Origin of the sequence: Mesorhizobium shonense (genome assembly GCF_040545255.1) — a bacterium.
Taxonomy (GTDB): Bacteria; Pseudomonadota; Alphaproteobacteria; order Rhizobiales; family Rhizobiaceae; genus Mesorhizobium; species Mesorhizobium shonense.
On sequence record NZ_JBEPLM010000008.1, the window covers coordinates 38,436 to 54,134 of the forward strand.

Below are 15,699 nucleotides of genomic sequence, written 5' to 3' on the forward strand. Positions count from 1 at the left end.
GTATGGCGGTCTTTATCAAGGGCGGAATTTTCGAAGATTTTTCGGCCGCGAGTCGCCCGTCACGTCATGATTTTCCGACTGCTACGCCTGATCCTGGTCGCCATTGTCGTCGCCGCGGCGCAGCCGTCGTCCGGCGCGATGGCGCAGGCGATCGGCCAGGGCTCCGCGCAGCTCATCGCAGACCAGACCAAGGCTATCCAGGACCTGACGGCGAAGACCGACGGCCTGGAGAAGAAAATAGGCGCCCCCGACCAGGACGATGCCGGCCTTGTCGATATCCGCTTGCAGCTCGAGGATATTTCGCGGGCGGCGCTGAACAGCGCGCTCGCGTTCCGTTCGCGCCTCAACGACATTAACGGTCGCATCGAGGTGTTGGGGCCGCCGCCGGCGCAAGGCCAGCCGCCGGAGCCCGCGGTCGTCGCCAACGAGCGCGCAGCGCTCTCGGCCGAGAAGGCCGAGATCAATGCGGTGGTGGCCAGCGCGCAGAACCTGTCGATCCGCATCAGCGGGCTGGTCGACAAGATCGCCACCATGCGCAGCGAGCTTTTCCGCAGCGTTCTGACGAAACGCTATGAATTGACCGATGCGCTGAGCCCGCAGGCCTTTTCCGATGCGCACGACCAGTTCAGCGGCCTCTACAAAGCGGTGGCGTCCTGGCTCAGCTTCGCGTTGAAGTTCAAGTTCCAAGCCATGCTTGCGGCGACGCTGATGGCGCTGGCGCTCGCGGCGGTGCTGCTGATCGGCGGCAGGCGCCTGTTCGGCCGCATCTTCGAGGCCGATCCATCGGTCGAAGAGCCGTCCTACCTCAGCCGGCTTTCGGTGGCGTTCTGGTCGACGTTGCTGCCGACCGTGGCGCTCGGCGCATTCCTCGCCTCGACCGTGTTCTTCTTCAACTATTACAACGTGCTGCGCGGCGACATCGGCGAATTCCTCAACGCGCTGCTCGCGGTCATCGCGGTGGTGTTCTGCGTCAACCGGCTGACCAATGCGGCACTCGAGCCGCGGCTGCCGGACTGGCGGCTTATTCCGGTGGAGACCGGTCCGGCGCGCTGGCTGGTGCGGCTGACCACGGCCATGGCCGTGGTTCTCGGCTTCAATTACTTTCTGTCGGTCGTCAACGAGAAGATGGGTTCGCCGCTGTCGCTGACGATCGCGCGAAGCTTCGTCGCCACCGTCATCGTCGGCGTCATCCTGATCCTGATGGGAGTGCTGAGGCCTTTCAAAGCGCAAGACGGCTCGTGGCGACCGTGGCCGGCATGGCTTCGCCTCATTGCCATCGGGCTCGGCCTGTTCACCATCGCAGCGGCGCTGCTCGGCTATATCGGTCTTGCGCTTTTTGTCTCGATCCAGGTCGTGGTCACCGGCACCACCCTGGTCACCGCCTATATCGGCTTCCTGTCGGCGCGGGCGATCGGCGAGGAGGGCGGCTTCGCCGACACTTCGGTCGGGCGCTGGCTGTCGGCCAATTCGAGCTCTGAGGACACCGCGCTCGATCAACTCGGCCTGGTGGTCAGCATCGCCATCAACCTGATGATCGTGCTGGTGTTCCTGCCGCTGATCCTTTTGATGTGGGGCTTCCAGCCCGGCGACATCGAGGCCTGGGCCTACAAGCTGGCGACGGGCGTCACGATCGGCTCCGTCACGATCTCGTTCCTCGGCATCCTCACCGGCATCGTCGTCTTCGTCATCGGCTATTTCCTGACGCGCTGGTTCCAGGGCTGGCTCGACGGCTCGGTCATGGCGCGCGGCAAGGTCGACACCGGCGTGCGCAACTCGATCCGACTGGCGGTAGGCTATGCCGGCGTCGCGCTTGCGGCGTTGGTCGGCATATCGGCGGCGGGCATCGATCTTTCCAATCTGGCGCTGGTCGCCGGCGCGCTTTCGCTGGGTATCGGCTTCGGCCTGCAGAACGTGGTCTCGAACTTCGTCTCAGGCCTAATCCTGCTTGCCGAGCGCCCGTTCAAGGTCGGCGACTGGATCGTCGCCGGCGACATCAGCGGCACGGTCAGAAAGATCAGCGTGCGCGCGACGGAGATCGAGACGTTCCAGCGGCAGTCGGTGATCCTGCCGAACTCGAACCTCATCAACAACGCGGTCGGCAACTGGACGCATCGCAACAAGCTTGGCCGCGTCGACATCAAGGTCGGCGTCGCCTATGGCAGTGACGTCAAGCGCGTTCATGCCCTTCTGCTCGACATTGCCCGGGCCCATCCGATGGTGCTCAAGAACCCCGAGCCCTTCGTGCTCTTCGCCAATTTCGGCGCCGCTGCGCTCGAATTCGAGATACGGGTATTCGTGGCCGATGTGATGAACGGCAGCATCGTCCAGAACGACATCCGCTTCGCGATCTTCGATATCTTCGACGACGAGCACATCGAAGTCCCGTCGACGCCACGCGCCGTGGTCGAGACCAAGAAGCACGTATCGTGGCCGATCGACGACGACAAGATCGAGGCGGAATTTGCCGAGCGCGAGCGGCTGGAGGCGGAGGCCGCGGCCGAGCGCGAGCGGCTCGCCAAGACGAAGCGGAAGGGCCGCAAGCCCGATCCGGGTTAGCTTTTGTTCGCTTCCGAATCCTGCCGAAACCAATTGTGGCATGAATGCGGCATTCAGTTGCGGTTCAGGTTACATCTCATATAAGCTCTCACGCAAAGGGCGAGAATGCCTTGCGAAATTGAACAGAGGCGGTGTGGAAACACCGGAAGTTGCAATGTGGAAGTCTGTCGTTGCCGCCATCGCTTTCCTGGCCCTGGGCGGCTCGGCTTTTGCCGCCAGCGCGGTCAACAAGGACGCCCAGACACGGACGTTGATCGTGACCGAAGGCGGCGGCAAGACCGAGCTGGCGCTGGCCGCCGGCGAGACGGTGGAGTTCTGCCCGAATGGCTGCTTCGTCACTCTGCCCAATGGTGACCTCGAAGCGCTGACCGGCTCTGAAACGGTCGAGATCTCGGGCGGCATCGCCCGCATCAAGTAAGAACTCCCTTAAACACGATCGGCAAAGGCCGGGCGAATGTCCGGCCTTTTATCGTTTCCGATAGCCGCTGCTTAACGATAACACCGGAAATACCCCAGCACAGCGCGCTGCAACCGGGCGTTTTAACGTTCGCTCCGTCATCCCCCGTTATATCCGTTGCGAAGACGCCGAAATACGGCGTGGGGTGAGCAGGGCAGGGCAATGGACGCGCGGTCGGACAGGAACGCAATTCCGCTTGCGGTCGATCTCGATGGCACGCTGATTGCAACGGACCTTCTGTGGGAAGGCCTGTTCGTTCTGCTCAAGAAGAACCCGCTCTATCTTTTTCTGGTTCCGTTCTGGCTGACCGGCGGCCCGGCGCGGCTCAAGCAGGAAATCGCCCGGCGCATCGACATCGATCCGGCCTCGCTGCCCTACCGGGTTGAATTGCTGGAGCGGCTCCGCGCCGAACATGGGGACGGCCGCAAGATCGTGCTGGCGACCGGTACGCCGCGCAAATTCGCCGAGGCGATCGCCGCCTATCTCGGCATCTTCGACCGCGTGCTGGCAACGGACGGGCCGCACAATCTGACCTCGGGTAGAAAGCGGGCGTCGCTGGTCGCGGCGTATGGCGATGCCGGCTTCGACTATGCGGGCAACAGCGGCCACGATCTCAAGGTGTTCGACGCAGCGCGCAACGCCATCGTGGTGGCGCCGGACCGCAGCGCCCAGCGCTGGCAGGCGGCGCACGGCGCCGAGACCATGCCAGCGCCGAAGCCGACGCTCAAGACCTACGTCAAGATGCTGAGGGTTCATCAGTGGCTGAAGAATTCGCTGATCGCGGTGCCGATGGTGCTGTCGCATGAGTATTTCAACGTCAATATGATCTGGCAGTGCGTTCTGGCGTTCGTTTCATTCAGCGCCGTGGCCTCCGCCATCTACATCGTCAACGACTTCTTCGACCTTGCGCTCGACCGCAAGCATCCGACCAAGCGCAACAGGCCCTTTGCCAGCGGTGCGCTGTCTATCCCGTTCGGCTTCGGCGCCATCCTTGTGTTGCTCGCGATCGGCATCGCCACCGGCTGCCTGCTGCCGATCGAGTTCCTCGGCGTGCTTTGCGGCTACATGGTCGTCACCACGGCCTATTCGCTGTCTTTTAAGCGCATGTTGCTGATCGACGTGCTGACGCTCGCCGGCCTCTACACGATCCGCGTGCTGGCAGGTGCGGCGGCGACCGGCGTCGACGTTTCCTTCTGGCTGCTCGCCTTCTCGATCTTCTTCTTCCTGTCGCTGGCGCTGGTAAAGCGCTTCGTCGAGTTGCGCACGACCACCATCCCGGCCGGCGAGCGCATCGCCGGCCGCGGCTACCGCACCGAAGACCAGGAGATCGTCGCCCAGGCGGGCATGGCCTCGGCCTTCTCCTCGGCCCTGGTGCTGGCACTTTACATGGACAGCGTCGCGGTGCGCGAGCTCTATCCGCATCCGTGGGTGATGTGGCCTTTGGCGCCGATCGTGCTTTACCTGACCATGCGCGTCTGGATCCTCGCCCGCCGCGACGAGATGCATGACGATCCGGTCGTCTTCATCATCCGCGACTGGCGAAGCCAGATCGTCGTTGCCATCGGCTCGGCGCTTCTCGTTGCCGGGGGCTGGGGCTGGTGAGGATGGGCAGCGAACGCTTCGGCAGCTTCGGGCTGGCGACGCCGCCGGCACGCCGGGCGATCCCGGCCGACGAGGCCATTGCGCTGCTGAAGAGCGGCGCCGCCAAACCCGGCTCGCTCATCGGCTACGGCAATGGTCGCTCCTACGGCGACAGCTGCCAGAACGACGCCGGTATGGTCGTCGACATGCGGCCGCTCAACCGTATCCGTTCGTTCAATGCCGAGACCGGTGTGATCGAGGCCGATGCCGGGGTGCTGCTTTGCGACATCATCGTCCATGCCGCACCTTATGGCTTCTTTCCGGCCGTGGTTCCAGGCACGCAGTTCGTGACGCTCGGCGGCGCCATCGCCAACGATGTGCATGGCAAGAACCACCACCGGCGCGGCACATTTGGCTGTCATGTCGAATCCTTGACCTTGCTGCGGTCCGACGGCCGGATCCATCGCTGCTCCGACACCGAGAACGCGCGCCTATTCCGGGCGACGATCGGCGGCCTGGGACTGACCGGACTGATCCTGTCGGCGTCGATCCGGCTGATGCGGGTGCCCTCGCTCGACATCGTCGAAAAAGCGACGCGGTTTCGCGATCTGGGCGAGTTCTTCGATCTTGCCGGCGCAGCCGACCAGGCCAACGAATATGCCGTTGCCTGGATCGATCAGCTTGCGGGCGGCCACGCGCGAGGGCGGGGCCTTTTGTTCACCGGCAATCACGCCGAGCACGGCTCGCATGCCACCTTGCAGGCGGGTGGCCGGCTTTCGGTGGCCGTGCAGCCACCCTTCAACGTGCTCAACCGCCCGTTCCTGACCGTCTTCAACGCTGCCTATCGGTGGAAGAAGGGTCGCTCGTCCGATGCGCGTCATGCGGGCTACCAGGGCTTCTTCTTTCCGCTCGACGGCATTCGCGACTGGAACCGGCTCTATGGCCCGCATGGGTTCTTCCAGCACCAGAGCGTGGTTCCTGAGGCTGACGCGCGCCGCACTGTTCCGGCACTGCTCGAAGCGGCGCGGCGGGCCGGGCAGGGCTCGTTTCTCACGGTGCTGAAGCGATTTGGCGATGTCCGTTCGCCGGCGCTGCTGTCGTTCCCGCGGCCGGGCTACACGCTGACGCTCGATTTCCCCAACAGGGGGGAAAGGACATTGGAGCTGCTCGCCGAACTCGACCACATCACGGTCGAGGCCGGCGGGGCCGTCAACCCCTACAAGGACGCGCGCATGGAGCCCGAAACCTTCGCGGCATCCTTCCCGCAATGGCAGCGGCTGGAGGCGCTTCGCGATCCCGCCTTCATGTCGAGTTTCTGGGCGCGGACAGCGAAAAAGCTGAGCGTGAGGCGCGATATCGCGGAGGCAGCGGAATAGATAAAATTCGAGTAAATCTTGGTAAATGAAGCGTTAAGATCGAAGTTTACTGAAAATAGACATGTGATTTCACGAAATATTTGCAGGTTCGTAGTAGGACCGCTCAAGGGCGGGTGGCAACAATGAAATACATCGTCTTCATTCTCTTCACGGTCATGACCAATGCCGCTGCGCAGCTCATGCTGAAGCAGGGCATGATGTCGCTGGGGCCGATCTCATTCGACGGCGTCAATCCGCTCGTCAAGCTGCTGCAGATCGTCTTCAGCCCGTGGGTTTTCCTCGGGCTGTGCACCTTCGTCATCTCGATGGGCTCGCATCTCTACGTGCTGTCGCAGGTCGAGCTCAGCTTCGCCTATCCGTTCCTCAGCCTCGCCTATGTCGCGGTCGCAGTCTTTGCCTATTTCGTCTTCCGCGAGGATCTCAACGGCTGGCGCATCGCCGGCATTGCCTGCATCTGCGTCGGTACGATTCTGATCGCGCAAAGTGGACGAGGGCATGAGGACCAAACCGCTTCCATCACCTCCGACAAGGTCGGCACTAGCGAGATCCTTCGATGAGACATGTGATTTTCGGCGGCGACGGCTTCGTCGGTCGTCATCTTGCGCCCAAGCTCGCCGCCGACGGCGAGAACGTCGTCGTCGCCGACATCGTCAAGAGCGACCTGCCGCATTATCGTTCGGTGCGCTTCATCACTTGCGACGTCACCAATCCGGCGTCGGTCGCGGCGGTCGGGCTCAAGGCCGACGACATGGTCTACAATTTGTCGGCCAAGATGCTGTCGCCGATCCAGGTCCGCGCCAAGCGGCACGACTTCTTCTTCCCGGTGAATTTCCACGGCACCGGGCACATCATCCAGGCGATGGACAAGGCCGGTTCCTCGAAACTGGTCCACTACACGACCGACATGATCTACGGCCACACGGTGGTGCTGCCGATGACCGAGGATCATCCTGTCGCGCCGCTCGGCGAATACGGCCTGTCGAAGCTCAGGACCGAGGAGCTCGCCGCCGAGTGGCGCAGGCGCGGCATGTCGATCTCGCTGTTCCGGCCGCGCCTGATCATCGGCCCCGGCCGCCTCGGCATCCTGGAGAAATTGTTCAAGCTAATCGACTGGAATTTGCCGGTGCCAATGATCGGCTCGGGCAGGAATCCATACCAGTTCATCTCGGTGTTCGACTGCGCGGAAGCCGCCCGCGCGGCCTGGAAGGCCGGCGTGCCGAACGAGGCTTATAATCTCGGCTCGCTCAATCCGCCGTCGGTGAGAAAACTGCTCGGCGACCTGATCAAGCATGCCGGCTCGAGGTCGATCCTGCTGCCGACGCCGGGCTGGGCGGTGAAACGAACGCTCGACCTGCTCGATCTCATGAACATGCCGATCATGGATCCCGAGCAGTATCTGATCGCCGACGAGGAATGCGTGCTCGACGTGTCCAAGGCCGAGCGTCAGCTCGGCTGGGTGCCGCAATATCGCGACGAGGACATGCTGATCGCCGCCTACAGCGAATACCGCGCCAAGAAGGACGGCCACGCCGTCGCCACCGAACATGTGCCTGCCGAATAAAGGCGACGAAGGGGGAGATTTTTCGAGATGACGGTCATTGCCAAACCGGAACCGGGTGTGCGCGCGCTGGTCGATGCGCCGACGCTGTTGCCTGCTACCATCGCCAAGCCCGACCTGATCAGCGTCGAACAGGCCAAGGCGATGGATGTCGCCCGCATCACCGACCTGTTCAAGGCGCACCTCAACCCGGGCCAGCTACATTTCATGAAGCTGCTCGGCTTCCACAAGGTCAAGATCGAGCGTGCCGAGGGCATGTTCTACATCGACCAGAACGGCCGCGAGATCCTCGACTTCTTCGGCGGCTTCGGCTCGTTGGCCTTCGGTCACAACCATCCGCGCATCCTGGAGGCGCGCAAGAAATTCCAGGAGGAGAAGCGCCAGGAGATCGCCATCGCCTTCATGTCGCAATATGCGGCGGCACTGGCGCACAACATCGCCAAATGCTCGCCCGGCGACCTCGACATGGTGTTCCTCGGCTCATCCGGCTCGGAAGCCATGGAAGCGGCGGTGAAGCTCGCCGAGCGCGCCGCAGGCCCAAAGCGGCCCAAGGTCGTCTATGCCGAGAATTCCTTCCACGGCAAGACCAAGGGCGTGCTGGCGATCACCGACGGCCAGCTCTACCGCGCCGAGTTCAGGGTGGCGGACAATGCAGTGCGCATCCCCTTCGCCGACATCGACGCCGTCGAACGCCTGTTCAAGAGCGACCCTGCTATCGGCGTCATCGTGCTCGAAACCATCCAGGGCGGCGGCGGCATCATCCAGGCAGAGGCGCAATATTGGCGGAAGCTGCGCGCGCTTTGCGACCAGCATGGCGTGCTGTGGGTCGCGGACGAAGTCCAGTGCGGCTATGGCCGTTCCGGGCGTTTCTATGCCTTCGAGCATTACGCCGTCGTACCGGACGTGACGGCGCTGGCGAAATCGCTCGGCGGCGGCAAGGCCGCGGTCGGCGCCATGATCGCCAGGCGCGACGTCTACATGAAGGCCTATGGCACGCCAAAGACGGCGATGATCCATGCCATGGCGACGTTCGGCGGCATGGGCGAGGCCTGCATCACCGCGATCGAGGCGCTGAACGTGCTCTATGACGAGGGCTTGATCGACAACGCCGCCTCGACCGGCGAGTACCTTTTGCAGCGGCTGCGGACGCTGAAGGAAAAATATCCGAAGATCATCAAGGACGTGCGGGGCAAGGGCTTCATGATCGGGCTCGAGTTCCACGATTTCTCGCAGACACTGCCGATGGTGCTGCGTCCAGTGGTCAGCGTGCTCGACGACAAACTGAAGGGCTCGCTGTCGGGCTTCGTCGGCGCGCTCTTGTTGCGCGACTATGACGTGCTCGTCGCTTTCACCGAATACAACCGCAACGTCATTCGGCTCGAGCCGCCGCTGATCTGCCAGCGCGAGCATGTCGACCGCTTCGTCGATGCCTTCGACAGCCTGCTCTCGCGCGGCATCGTGGCCATCGTGAAGGATTTCGTGAATAGCCAGGTCCGCTGAGACAGACGATGCTGACCAGGCCGCCAGCCGCTCCCGCCAATCCGCTCGACCGGCTGACCGAAGCCGGTCTTACCTGGGGCGAGGGGGTTTACGCGAGATGGGCCGCGCCGATCGGTGCGGCCGCCTTCTCGCTCTACATCCTGCTCACTGCTGTGACGGCCTGGTTCATGCCGGACGCCAACTGGGATATGCTGCCTTATCTGGCGATCGCCGAGGAAGGCACCTATCCCGACCCGCAGGCGCTGCATGACTATGCCTACGGTGCGGTCAAGGCCGACGTGTCGGCCGGCGACTACAAGGCGCTGACCGACGATGGCGGCGGCTTTCGCAGCCACATGACCGAGAATGCCGCCGACTTCCATTCGCTGCTCGGCATGTACCGGATCAAGTTCCTCTACGCTGAAATCCTGTCGAGCCTCAGCCATGTCGTGTCGCCGGTCGAGGCGATGCGGCTGGTGCAGGTGTTTTCGGTGCTGTTGTTCGGCATCATCACGCTCGCCTGGCTGCGCTCGGAGGGCGCGCTGGCACTGGCGCCGGTCGCCGTCGCCGTCCTGATCATGGCCGATCTCGGCGACGCGGCGCGCGCATCGATGCCGGACCTGTTGTGCTCGGCGCTGTTCCTCGGCGGGCTGTTTGCCTTTGTGCGCAAACGCGAGGTGGCGACGGCGATCCTGCTTTTCCTGGCCTTCATGGCGCGTCCGGACAACATCGTTTTCCTCGCCATCTTCGCCGTGCTTTTGGTCGCCTTCCGGCAGAAGGCATGGGGCGCGCTCGCCGGTTTCGCCGCCTCGTTCATCGCCTATTTCGCCATTTCGCACTGGGCGCAGCATCCCGGCTGGTGGCCGCATCTGTGGTTCTCCAGCATTGAGCAGCACTACAACATGGACGGCTTCGAGCCGCCGTTCTCGGTGGCGGCCTATCTCAAGGCCTTTGCCGCCTCGGTGGTGCGCGCCGTCAACGTCAACACCTGGGTCGGCGTGTCGGTGCTGGCTTTAGCCGGCTGGTATGGGCTCGACCGCGCCGGCTTGCGGCTCGACCGCCGCGCCGGCATCCTGCTCGCGGCTCTCGTATTCGGCGTGCTGGCGAAGTTCACGGTCTTCCCGATCCACGATACCCGCATCTATTTTCCCAATCTTCTGCCGCCCTTCCTGCTGCTGGCCGCGCCGCTGATGGCGCTGTGGGGATCGGCAGCCAAGGGCGGTCGCCGCGCGCTGCAAGTCGAGCCGCAATCGCCGCCCGAACGCGCTTGACAAGACGGCGCGGGCCCGTTCAACTTGAAGCATTCACCAGGGGAGTCCCGGCAAGGGGCTGAGATACTGCTGGCTTTCGCGGCGCAGTGACCCGTTGAACCTGATCCAGTTCATACTGGCGTAGGGACGGTGCAAGCGCTTTGCGGGACTCCATGCCCGAAGACCTGTGTCGAGCAGGCAGACCAAAGCGTCCTACATCCTTCCGGCACAGAACTGGGTCTCCAATGCAGTTGAGCAAAGGAGCCTCAAATGAATGCCTTGACCCTCACCGTTTCGACGGGACCGCTGCCAGCCTCACGGAAGATCCACAAGACCGGCATTATCCATCCGCAGATCAGGGTGCCGATGCGCGAGATCAGCGTGCATCCGACCGCAGGCGAGCCGCCGGTGACGGTCTACGATCCATCAGGCCCGTATACCGATCCGGCGATCGAAACGAACATTGAAAAGGGACTTGTCCGGCTTCGCCGGGACTGGATCGCGGCGCGCGGCGATGTCGAAGCCTATGACGGCCGCCATGTGAGGCCGGAGGACAACGGATTTGCGACCGGCGAACGGCTGACGCCGGAATTCCCCATCCGCAACCGTCCGTTGCGGGCGAAAGCCGGCAAGGCGGTGACGCAGCTTGCCTATGCGCGCGCAGGGATCATCACGCCCGAGATGGAATTCGTGGCCATCCGCGAGAACCTTGGCCGCGAGATGCTGCGTGGCAAGCTGCAACAGGACGGGGAAGCGTTCGGTGCGTCGATCCCGGATTTCGTCACGCCGGAATTCGTGCGCGACGAGGTGGCGCGCGGCCGTGCGATCATCCCCGCCAACATCAACCATCCGGAGAGCGAGCCGATGATCATTGGCCGCAATTTCCTGGTGAAGATCAACGCCAATATCGGCAATTCCGCCGTCACCTCCTCGATGGCCGAAGAGGTCGAAAAGATGGTTTGGGCGATCCGCTGGGGCGCCGACACGGTGATGGACCTATCGACCGGCCGCAACATCCACAACATCCGCGAATGGATCGTGCGCAACGCGCCGGTGCCGATCGGCACCGTACCGCTCTACCAGGCGCTCGAGAAGGTTGGCGGCATTGCCGAGGACCTGACCTGGGAGGTCTATCGCGACACGCTGATCGAGCAGGCCGAGCAGGGCGTCGACTATTTCACCATCCACGCCGGGGTGCGGCTGCACTACATCCCTCTGACCGTCGACCGGGTCACGGGCATCGTCTCGCGCGGCGGGTCGATCATGGCCAAATGGTGCCTGCACCATCACCGGGAGAGCTTCCTTTACGAGCATTTCGAGGAAATCTGCGACATCGCCCGAGCCTATGACGTCTCCTTCTCGCTCGGCGACGGCCTCCGCCCCGGCTCGATCGCGGATGCCAACGATGCGGCGCAGTTCGCCGAGCTGGAGACGCTTGGCGAACTGACGAAGATCGCCTGGGCAAAGGACTGCCAGGTGATGATCGAAGGCCCCGGTCATGTTCCCATGCACAAGATCAAGCAGAACATGGACAAGCAGCTGGCCGTCTGCGGCGAAGCGCCGTTCTACACCCTGGGGCCGCTGACGACCGACATCGCGCCGGGCTATGACCACATCACCTCAGGCATCGGCGCCGCCATGATCGGCTGGTTCGGCACGGCAATGCTTTGCTATGTGACGCCGAAGGAACATCTTGGCCTGCCGGACCGCAACGACGTCAAGACCGGCGTCATCACCTACAAAATCGCCGCGCATGCCGCCGACCTCGCCAAGGGGCATCCGGCGGCGAAGGTCCGCGACGATGCGCTGTCGCGGGCGCGGTTCGAGTTCCGCTGGGAAGATCAGTTCAACCTGTCGCTCGATCCCGAAACGGCGCGCGAGTTCCACGACGAGACCTTGCCCAAGGAAGCGCACAAGGTGGCGCATTTCTGCTCCATGTGCGGACCGAAATTCTGCTCCATGCGCATCTCCCATGATATCCGGGCCGAGGCGCAGAAAGAGGGGATGGCGGCGATGGCGGAGAAATACCGCGCCGGCGGCGATCTCTATATGCCGGTGAGCGAAGCCGCGTCCAGCACGGCCGAGTCGTGATGAGAGTGCTGGTCAAGGGGGCCGGCGTGGCCGGCCTCACGGCGGCGTTCGAATTTGCGAACCGCGGCGCGTCGGTCACTGTTGCCGAACTCCGGCCTCAGCTGGGCGGCAATGCGTCATGGGCTGCAGGCGGCATGCTGGCGCCATGGTGCGAGCGCGAGAGCGCGGAGCAGCCGGTGCTGGATCTCGGACGCGGCGCCGCAGACTGGTGGGATGTTGTTTTGCCTGGCCAAGTGACGCGGGCGGGAACGCTCATCGTGGCTGCGCCGCGCGATGCGGGCGAGCTCGACCGCTTCGCAAGCCGCGCCTCGGGCCATCGTTGGCTCGGCGAGGAGGACATCGCAAGGCTGGAGTCCGACCTCGCCGGCCGTTTCAAGCGCGGGCTGTTCTTCCCCTGCGAAGCGCATCTCGACCCGCGCCGTGCGATGGCGGCGCTTCATGACAAGCTAGTCGCCATGGGCGTCGACTTCCGTTTCGCCACCGACGGCCAAGGCCTTCCAGGTTTCGAATGCGAGGTCGACTGCCGGGGGATCGCTGCGGACGATGCGGCGTTGCGCGGCGTTCGCGGCGAAATGCTGATCCTGCGCACGCCGGATGTCTCGCTGTCTCGCCCCGTCCGGCTGCTGCATCCGCGCTTTCCGCTCTACATGGTGCCGCGCGCCGATCACCATTTCATGGCCGGCGCGACGATGATCGAGAGCGACGAGGCCGGCCCGGTCACCGTCCGTTCCATGATGGAACTGGTCGGCGCGGCTTGTGCGCTGCATCCGGCCTTCGGCGAGGCGACGATCGTCGAAGCGAACGCCGGGGTCCGTCCAGCCTTTGCCGACAATTTGCCACGCATCGAATCGCTCGCAAACGGCGTCGCGATCAACGGCTTCTATCGCCATGGCTTCCTGCTTGCCCCCGCCATGGCGCGGCAGGCGGCCGACATCCTCTTCAATCCCGACAAACGCGTGGGAGCTTGCGCATGAGATTGATCGTCAATGGAGAAGCGCTGGACAGTGCCGCGGCAACGCTGGCGGCGCTGCTTGCCGAGCTTGACTATGAAGGCGATTGGCTGGCGACGGCCGTCAACAGCGACGTGGTGCACAAGGCCAACCGAGCAGAATTCCGATTGAACGACGGCGACCGGATCGAAATCCTTTCGCCCATGCAAGGAGGTTAGCCATGTTCGACCTTCTTGGAACCCAACTGCCTTCGCGCCTGCTTCTCGGCACTGCCCAGTATCCTTCGCCGGCCATCCTGGCCGAAGCGGTCAAGGCGTCGGGCGCCTCGGTGGTGACGGTATCGCTGCGCCGTGAAATGGCGGGCGGCAGGGGCGGCGAGAAATTCTGGTCGCTGGTTAACTCGCTCGGCGTGAGGATCCTGCCCAACACCGCCGGCTGTCATTCCGTAAAGGAAGCCGTGACGACCGCGAAGATGGCGCGCGAGGTTTTTGGCACGTCCTGGATCAAGCTCGAAGTGATCGGCAGCCATGACACGCTTCAGCCGGACGTGTTCGGCCTGGTCGAAGCCGCCCGCATCCTGTGCGAAGACGGTTTCACGGTGTTCCCGTATACCACCGACGATCTGATCGTCGCCGAGCGGCTGCTCGGCGCGGGCTGCAAGGTCCTGATGCCGTGGTGCGCGCCGATCGGTTCGGCGCTCGGGCCGGTCAACATCATGGCGCTGCGCTCGATGCGCGGACATTTCCCCGATGTTCCGCTGATTGTGGATGCGGGGCTTGGACGGCCGTCGCACGCGGCAACCGTCATGGAACTCGGCTTTGACGCTGTGCTCCTGAACACCGCGGTCGCCAAGGCGGCCGATCCGGTCGGCATGGCGCGCGCTTTCAGCAAGGCGGTCGAAGCCGGACGCGAGGCCTTCGGTTCGGGATTGATCGAGCCGCGCGATGTCGCCGTGCCATCGACGCCGACATTCGGCAGGGCGGTTTTTTCATGAAGCTCGATCCCTTCTACCTGATCGTCGACAGCGCCGCGTGGATCGAGCGGCTGGTGCCGCTTGGCGTGAGGCTGGTGCAACTCCGCATCAAGGACATGGACGAGGGCGGGCTGCGCATGGAGATCCGCAAGGCAAGAACCTTGTGCGCCCGACACAATTGCCAGCTCATCATCAATGATCATTGGCGGCTGGCGATCGAGGAGGGCTGCGACTTCGTCCATCTTGGCCAGGAGGATCTGCAAACCGCCGACCTTCCGGCGATACACGCGGCCGGTGTCAGGCTCGGACTGAGCACGCATGATGATGCCGAGCTGGAAACGGCCGTTGCGGCGGAGCCCCACTACGTTGCGCTCGGCCCTGTCTATCCCACCATCCTGAAGAAGATGAAATGGGCGTCGCAGGGGCTGGAACGGATCCGCGCATGGAAGGACCGGATCGCGCCTCTCCCGCTGGTCGCTATCGGCGGCCTCAACCCCGAGCGGCTCGATGGCGTTTTCGGGGCCGGCGCCGACAGCGCGGCCGTGGTCACGGACATAACGCTGAATTCCGATCCCGAAGCGCGCACCAGAGAATGGATCGAAAAGACGCATCAATGGCGCTGAACCGGGACCCGCATGTGCTTGTCGTCGGCGGATCGGATTCCAGCGGGGGGGCCGGTATTGCGCGCGATATCGAGACGATCTCCTCGATCGGCCTGCGGACCTGTCTCGCCGTGACCGCGGTGACGGTGCAGACACACCAAGCTGTGACGGCAATTCATCATCTGCAACCCGGCCTGGTCGCCGACCAGATGCGCGCAGCGTTGCGGACCAACGAGGTCTCGGCCATTAAAATCGGCATGCTGCCAGCCGGGCGGGTCATCCTGGCCGTTGCTGCCGTGCTGAGCGAAAATCCGCGGATACCGGCAGTGCTGGATCCAGTACTGGCGTCCTCGTCAGGCAGGCCGCTGGTGGAACCGAATGCCATCGACGTCATGAAGCGTGACCTCATGCCGCTTTGCCGTCTGGTTACGCCGAATCTTGTGGAACTGGCGGTGCTGACCGGTTCGGAATTGGCCGTGAGCGACGAAGACGTGCTGCGGCTGGGGAGGCGATTGCTTGCGGCTGGGCCGCAGGCGCTGCTCATCAAGGGCGGTCACGCGGCAGGGGCAAGATCAACCGACATCCTGTTGAGCCCCAACCGGGAACCCGTTCGCTTCGACATGCCTCGCCTTGCCGGATCGATGCGCGGAACCGGCTGCATGCTGGCCAGCGCGATCGCCGCGCATCTGGCCAAGGCGAAGTCGCTTGAGGACAGCGTGCGCGCAGCCAAGCAGCGTGTCTTCGAGAAGCTTATGGAGGCTTCCGCCTAGTTCCGGCGCAATTGCTGGCGCCTGGGGAAGCGCGTTCGTTCGTCAGGGTCGCTCGG

General features: G+C 63.8%; 14 protein-coding genes and 1 riboswitch. All 14 genes read left to right on the top strand.

What is annotated here, in order from left to right; genetic code table 11:
• The first annotated feature begins 66 nt into the window (after nt 1-66).
• The 14 genes from ABID26_RS20585 (at nt 67) to ABID26_RS20650 (ending at nt 15,643) form a co-directional block, all read left to right on the top strand.
• A complete protein-coding gene (locus tag ABID26_RS20585) occupies nt 67-2,556 on the top strand; it encodes a mechanosensitive ion channel family protein (RefSeq protein ID WP_292301242.1) in 2,490 nt (829 codons plus the stop codon).
• A gap of 154 nt (nt 2,557-2,710) precedes the next feature.
• Nucleotides 2,711-2,974 (top strand): hypothetical protein, encoded by a 264-nt coding sequence (locus ABID26_RS20590; RefSeq protein ID WP_126088656.1) that lies wholly within the window; start codon nt 2,711-2,713, stop codon nt 2,972-2,974.
• Nucleotides 2,975-3,175: 201 nt separating this feature from the next.
• Nucleotides 3,176-4,615: a UbiA family prenyltransferase gene (locus tag ABID26_RS20595; protein ID WP_292301240.1), complete on the top strand. Its 1,440-nt coding sequence runs from the start codon at nt 3,176-3,178 to the stop codon at nt 4,613-4,615.
• A gap of 2 nt (nt 4,616-4,617) precedes the next feature.
• The gene (locus ABID26_RS20600; protein WP_292301239.1) at nt 4,618-5,970 is read left to right on the top strand and encodes an FAD-binding oxidoreductase; all 1,353 of its coding nucleotides are present in this window, start codon (nt 4,618-4,620) and stop codon (nt 5,968-5,970) included.
• 122 nt (nt 5,971-6,092) lie between these two features.
• Nucleotides 6,093-6,527, top strand: coding sequence for an EamA family transporter (locus tag ABID26_RS20605; RefSeq protein WP_354416203.1), 435 nt, complete (start codon nt 6,093-6,095; stop codon nt 6,525-6,527).
• A complete protein-coding gene (locus ABID26_RS20610; RefSeq protein ID WP_292301235.1) occupies nt 6,524-7,531 on the top strand; it encodes an NAD-dependent epimerase/dehydratase family protein in 1,008 nt (335 codons plus the stop codon). Before ABID26_RS20605 ends, ABID26_RS20610 begins: the two co-directional genes overlap by 4 nt.
• Nucleotides 7,532-7,558: 27 nt before the next feature.
• A complete protein-coding gene (locus ABID26_RS20615; RefSeq protein ID WP_292301233.1) occupies nt 7,559-9,028 on the top strand; it encodes an aspartate aminotransferase family protein in 1,470 nt (489 codons plus the stop codon).
• An 8-nt stretch (nt 9,029-9,036) separates the two neighbouring features.
• Nucleotides 9,037-10,278, top strand: coding sequence for a hypothetical protein (locus ABID26_RS20620; protein WP_292301231.1), 1,242 nt, complete (start codon nt 9,037-9,039; stop codon nt 10,276-10,278).
• Nucleotides 10,279-10,306: 28 nt separating this feature from the next.
• Nucleotides 10,307-10,423, top strand: a riboswitch (TPP riboswitch).
• Nucleotides 10,424-10,527: 104 nt separating this feature from the next.
• Nucleotides 10,528-12,348 carry a phosphomethylpyrimidine synthase ThiC gene (gene thiC, locus ABID26_RS20625; protein WP_292301229.1) on the top strand — a complete coding sequence of 607 codons (1,821 nt, stop codon included), beginning with the start codon at nt 10,528-10,530 and terminating at the stop codon, nt 12,346-12,348.
• On the top strand, nt 12,348-13,322 hold the full coding sequence (gene thiO / locus ABID26_RS20630; protein WP_292301227.1) for a glycine oxidase ThiO: 975 nt from the start codon (nt 12,348-12,350) through the stop codon (nt 13,320-13,322). The genes thiC and thiO overlap by 1 nt, the downstream gene beginning before the upstream one ends.
• Entirely contained in the window at nt 13,319-13,516 is a 198-nt protein-coding gene (gene thiS, locus ABID26_RS20635; protein ID WP_126099614.1) for a sulfur carrier protein ThiS, read from the top strand. The genes thiO and thiS overlap by 4 nt, the downstream gene beginning before the upstream one ends.
• A 2-nt stretch (nt 13,517-13,518) precedes the next feature.
• Entirely contained in the window at nt 13,519-14,292 is a 774-nt protein-coding gene (locus ABID26_RS20640; RefSeq protein ID WP_126099615.1) for a thiazole synthase, read from the top strand.
• On the top strand, nt 14,289-14,894 hold the full coding sequence (locus ABID26_RS20645) for a thiamine phosphate synthase (protein ID WP_292301224.1): 606 nt from the start codon (nt 14,289-14,291) through the stop codon (nt 14,892-14,894). Before ABID26_RS20640 ends, ABID26_RS20645 begins: the two co-directional genes overlap by 4 nt.
• Nucleotides 14,885-15,643, top strand: coding sequence for a hydroxymethylpyrimidine/phosphomethylpyrimidine kinase (locus tag ABID26_RS20650; protein ID WP_292301223.1), 759 nt, complete (start codon nt 14,885-14,887; stop codon nt 15,641-15,643). Before ABID26_RS20645 ends, ABID26_RS20650 begins: the two co-directional genes overlap by 10 nt.
• Nucleotides 15,644-15,699: the final 56 nt, after the last annotated feature.

Excerpts from the sequence above, each read along its gene's own strand:
- ABID26_RS20585 (WP_292301242.1), top strand. The coding sequence starts at position 67 with ATGATTTTCCGACTGCTACGCCTGATCCTGGTCGCCATTGTCGTCGCC.
- ABID26_RS20590 (WP_126088656.1), top strand. The coding sequence starts at position 2,711 with ATGTGGAAGTCTGTCGTTGCCGCCATCGCTTTCCTGGCCCTGGGCGGC.
- ABID26_RS20595 (WP_292301240.1), top strand. The coding sequence starts at position 3,176 with ATGGACGCGCGGTCGGACAGGAACGCAATTCCGCTTGCGGTCGATCTC.
- ABID26_RS20600 (WP_292301239.1), top strand. The coding sequence starts at position 4,618 with ATGGGCAGCGAACGCTTCGGCAGCTTCGGGCTGGCGACGCCGCCGGCA.
- ABID26_RS20605 (WP_354416203.1), top strand. The coding sequence starts at position 6,093 with ATGAAATACATCGTCTTCATTCTCTTCACGGTCATGACCAATGCCGCT.
- ABID26_RS20610 (WP_292301235.1), top strand. The coding sequence starts at position 6,524 with ATGAGACATGTGATTTTCGGCGGCGACGGCTTCGTCGGTCGTCATCTT.
- ABID26_RS20615 (WP_292301233.1), top strand. The coding sequence starts at position 7,559 with ATGACGGTCATTGCCAAACCGGAACCGGGTGTGCGCGCGCTGGTCGAT.
- ABID26_RS20620 (WP_292301231.1), top strand. The coding sequence starts at position 9,037 with ATGCTGACCAGGCCGCCAGCCGCTCCCGCCAATCCGCTCGACCGGCTG.
- thiC (WP_292301229.1), top strand. The coding sequence starts at position 10,528 with ATGAATGCCTTGACCCTCACCGTTTCGACGGGACCGCTGCCAGCCTCA.
- thiO (WP_292301227.1), top strand. The coding sequence starts at position 12,348 with ATGAGAGTGCTGGTCAAGGGGGCCGGCGTGGCCGGCCTCACGGCGGCG.
- thiS (WP_126099614.1), top strand. The coding sequence starts at position 13,319 with ATGAGATTGATCGTCAATGGAGAAGCGCTGGACAGTGCCGCGGCAACG.
- ABID26_RS20640 (WP_126099615.1), top strand. The coding sequence starts at position 13,519 with ATGTTCGACCTTCTTGGAACCCAACTGCCTTCGCGCCTGCTTCTCGGC.
- ABID26_RS20645 (WP_292301224.1), top strand. The coding sequence starts at position 14,289 with ATGAAGCTCGATCCCTTCTACCTGATCGTCGACAGCGCCGCGTGGATC.
- ABID26_RS20650 (WP_292301223.1), top strand. The coding sequence starts at position 14,885 with ATGGCGCTGAACCGGGACCCGCATGTGCTTGTCGTCGGCGGATCGGAT.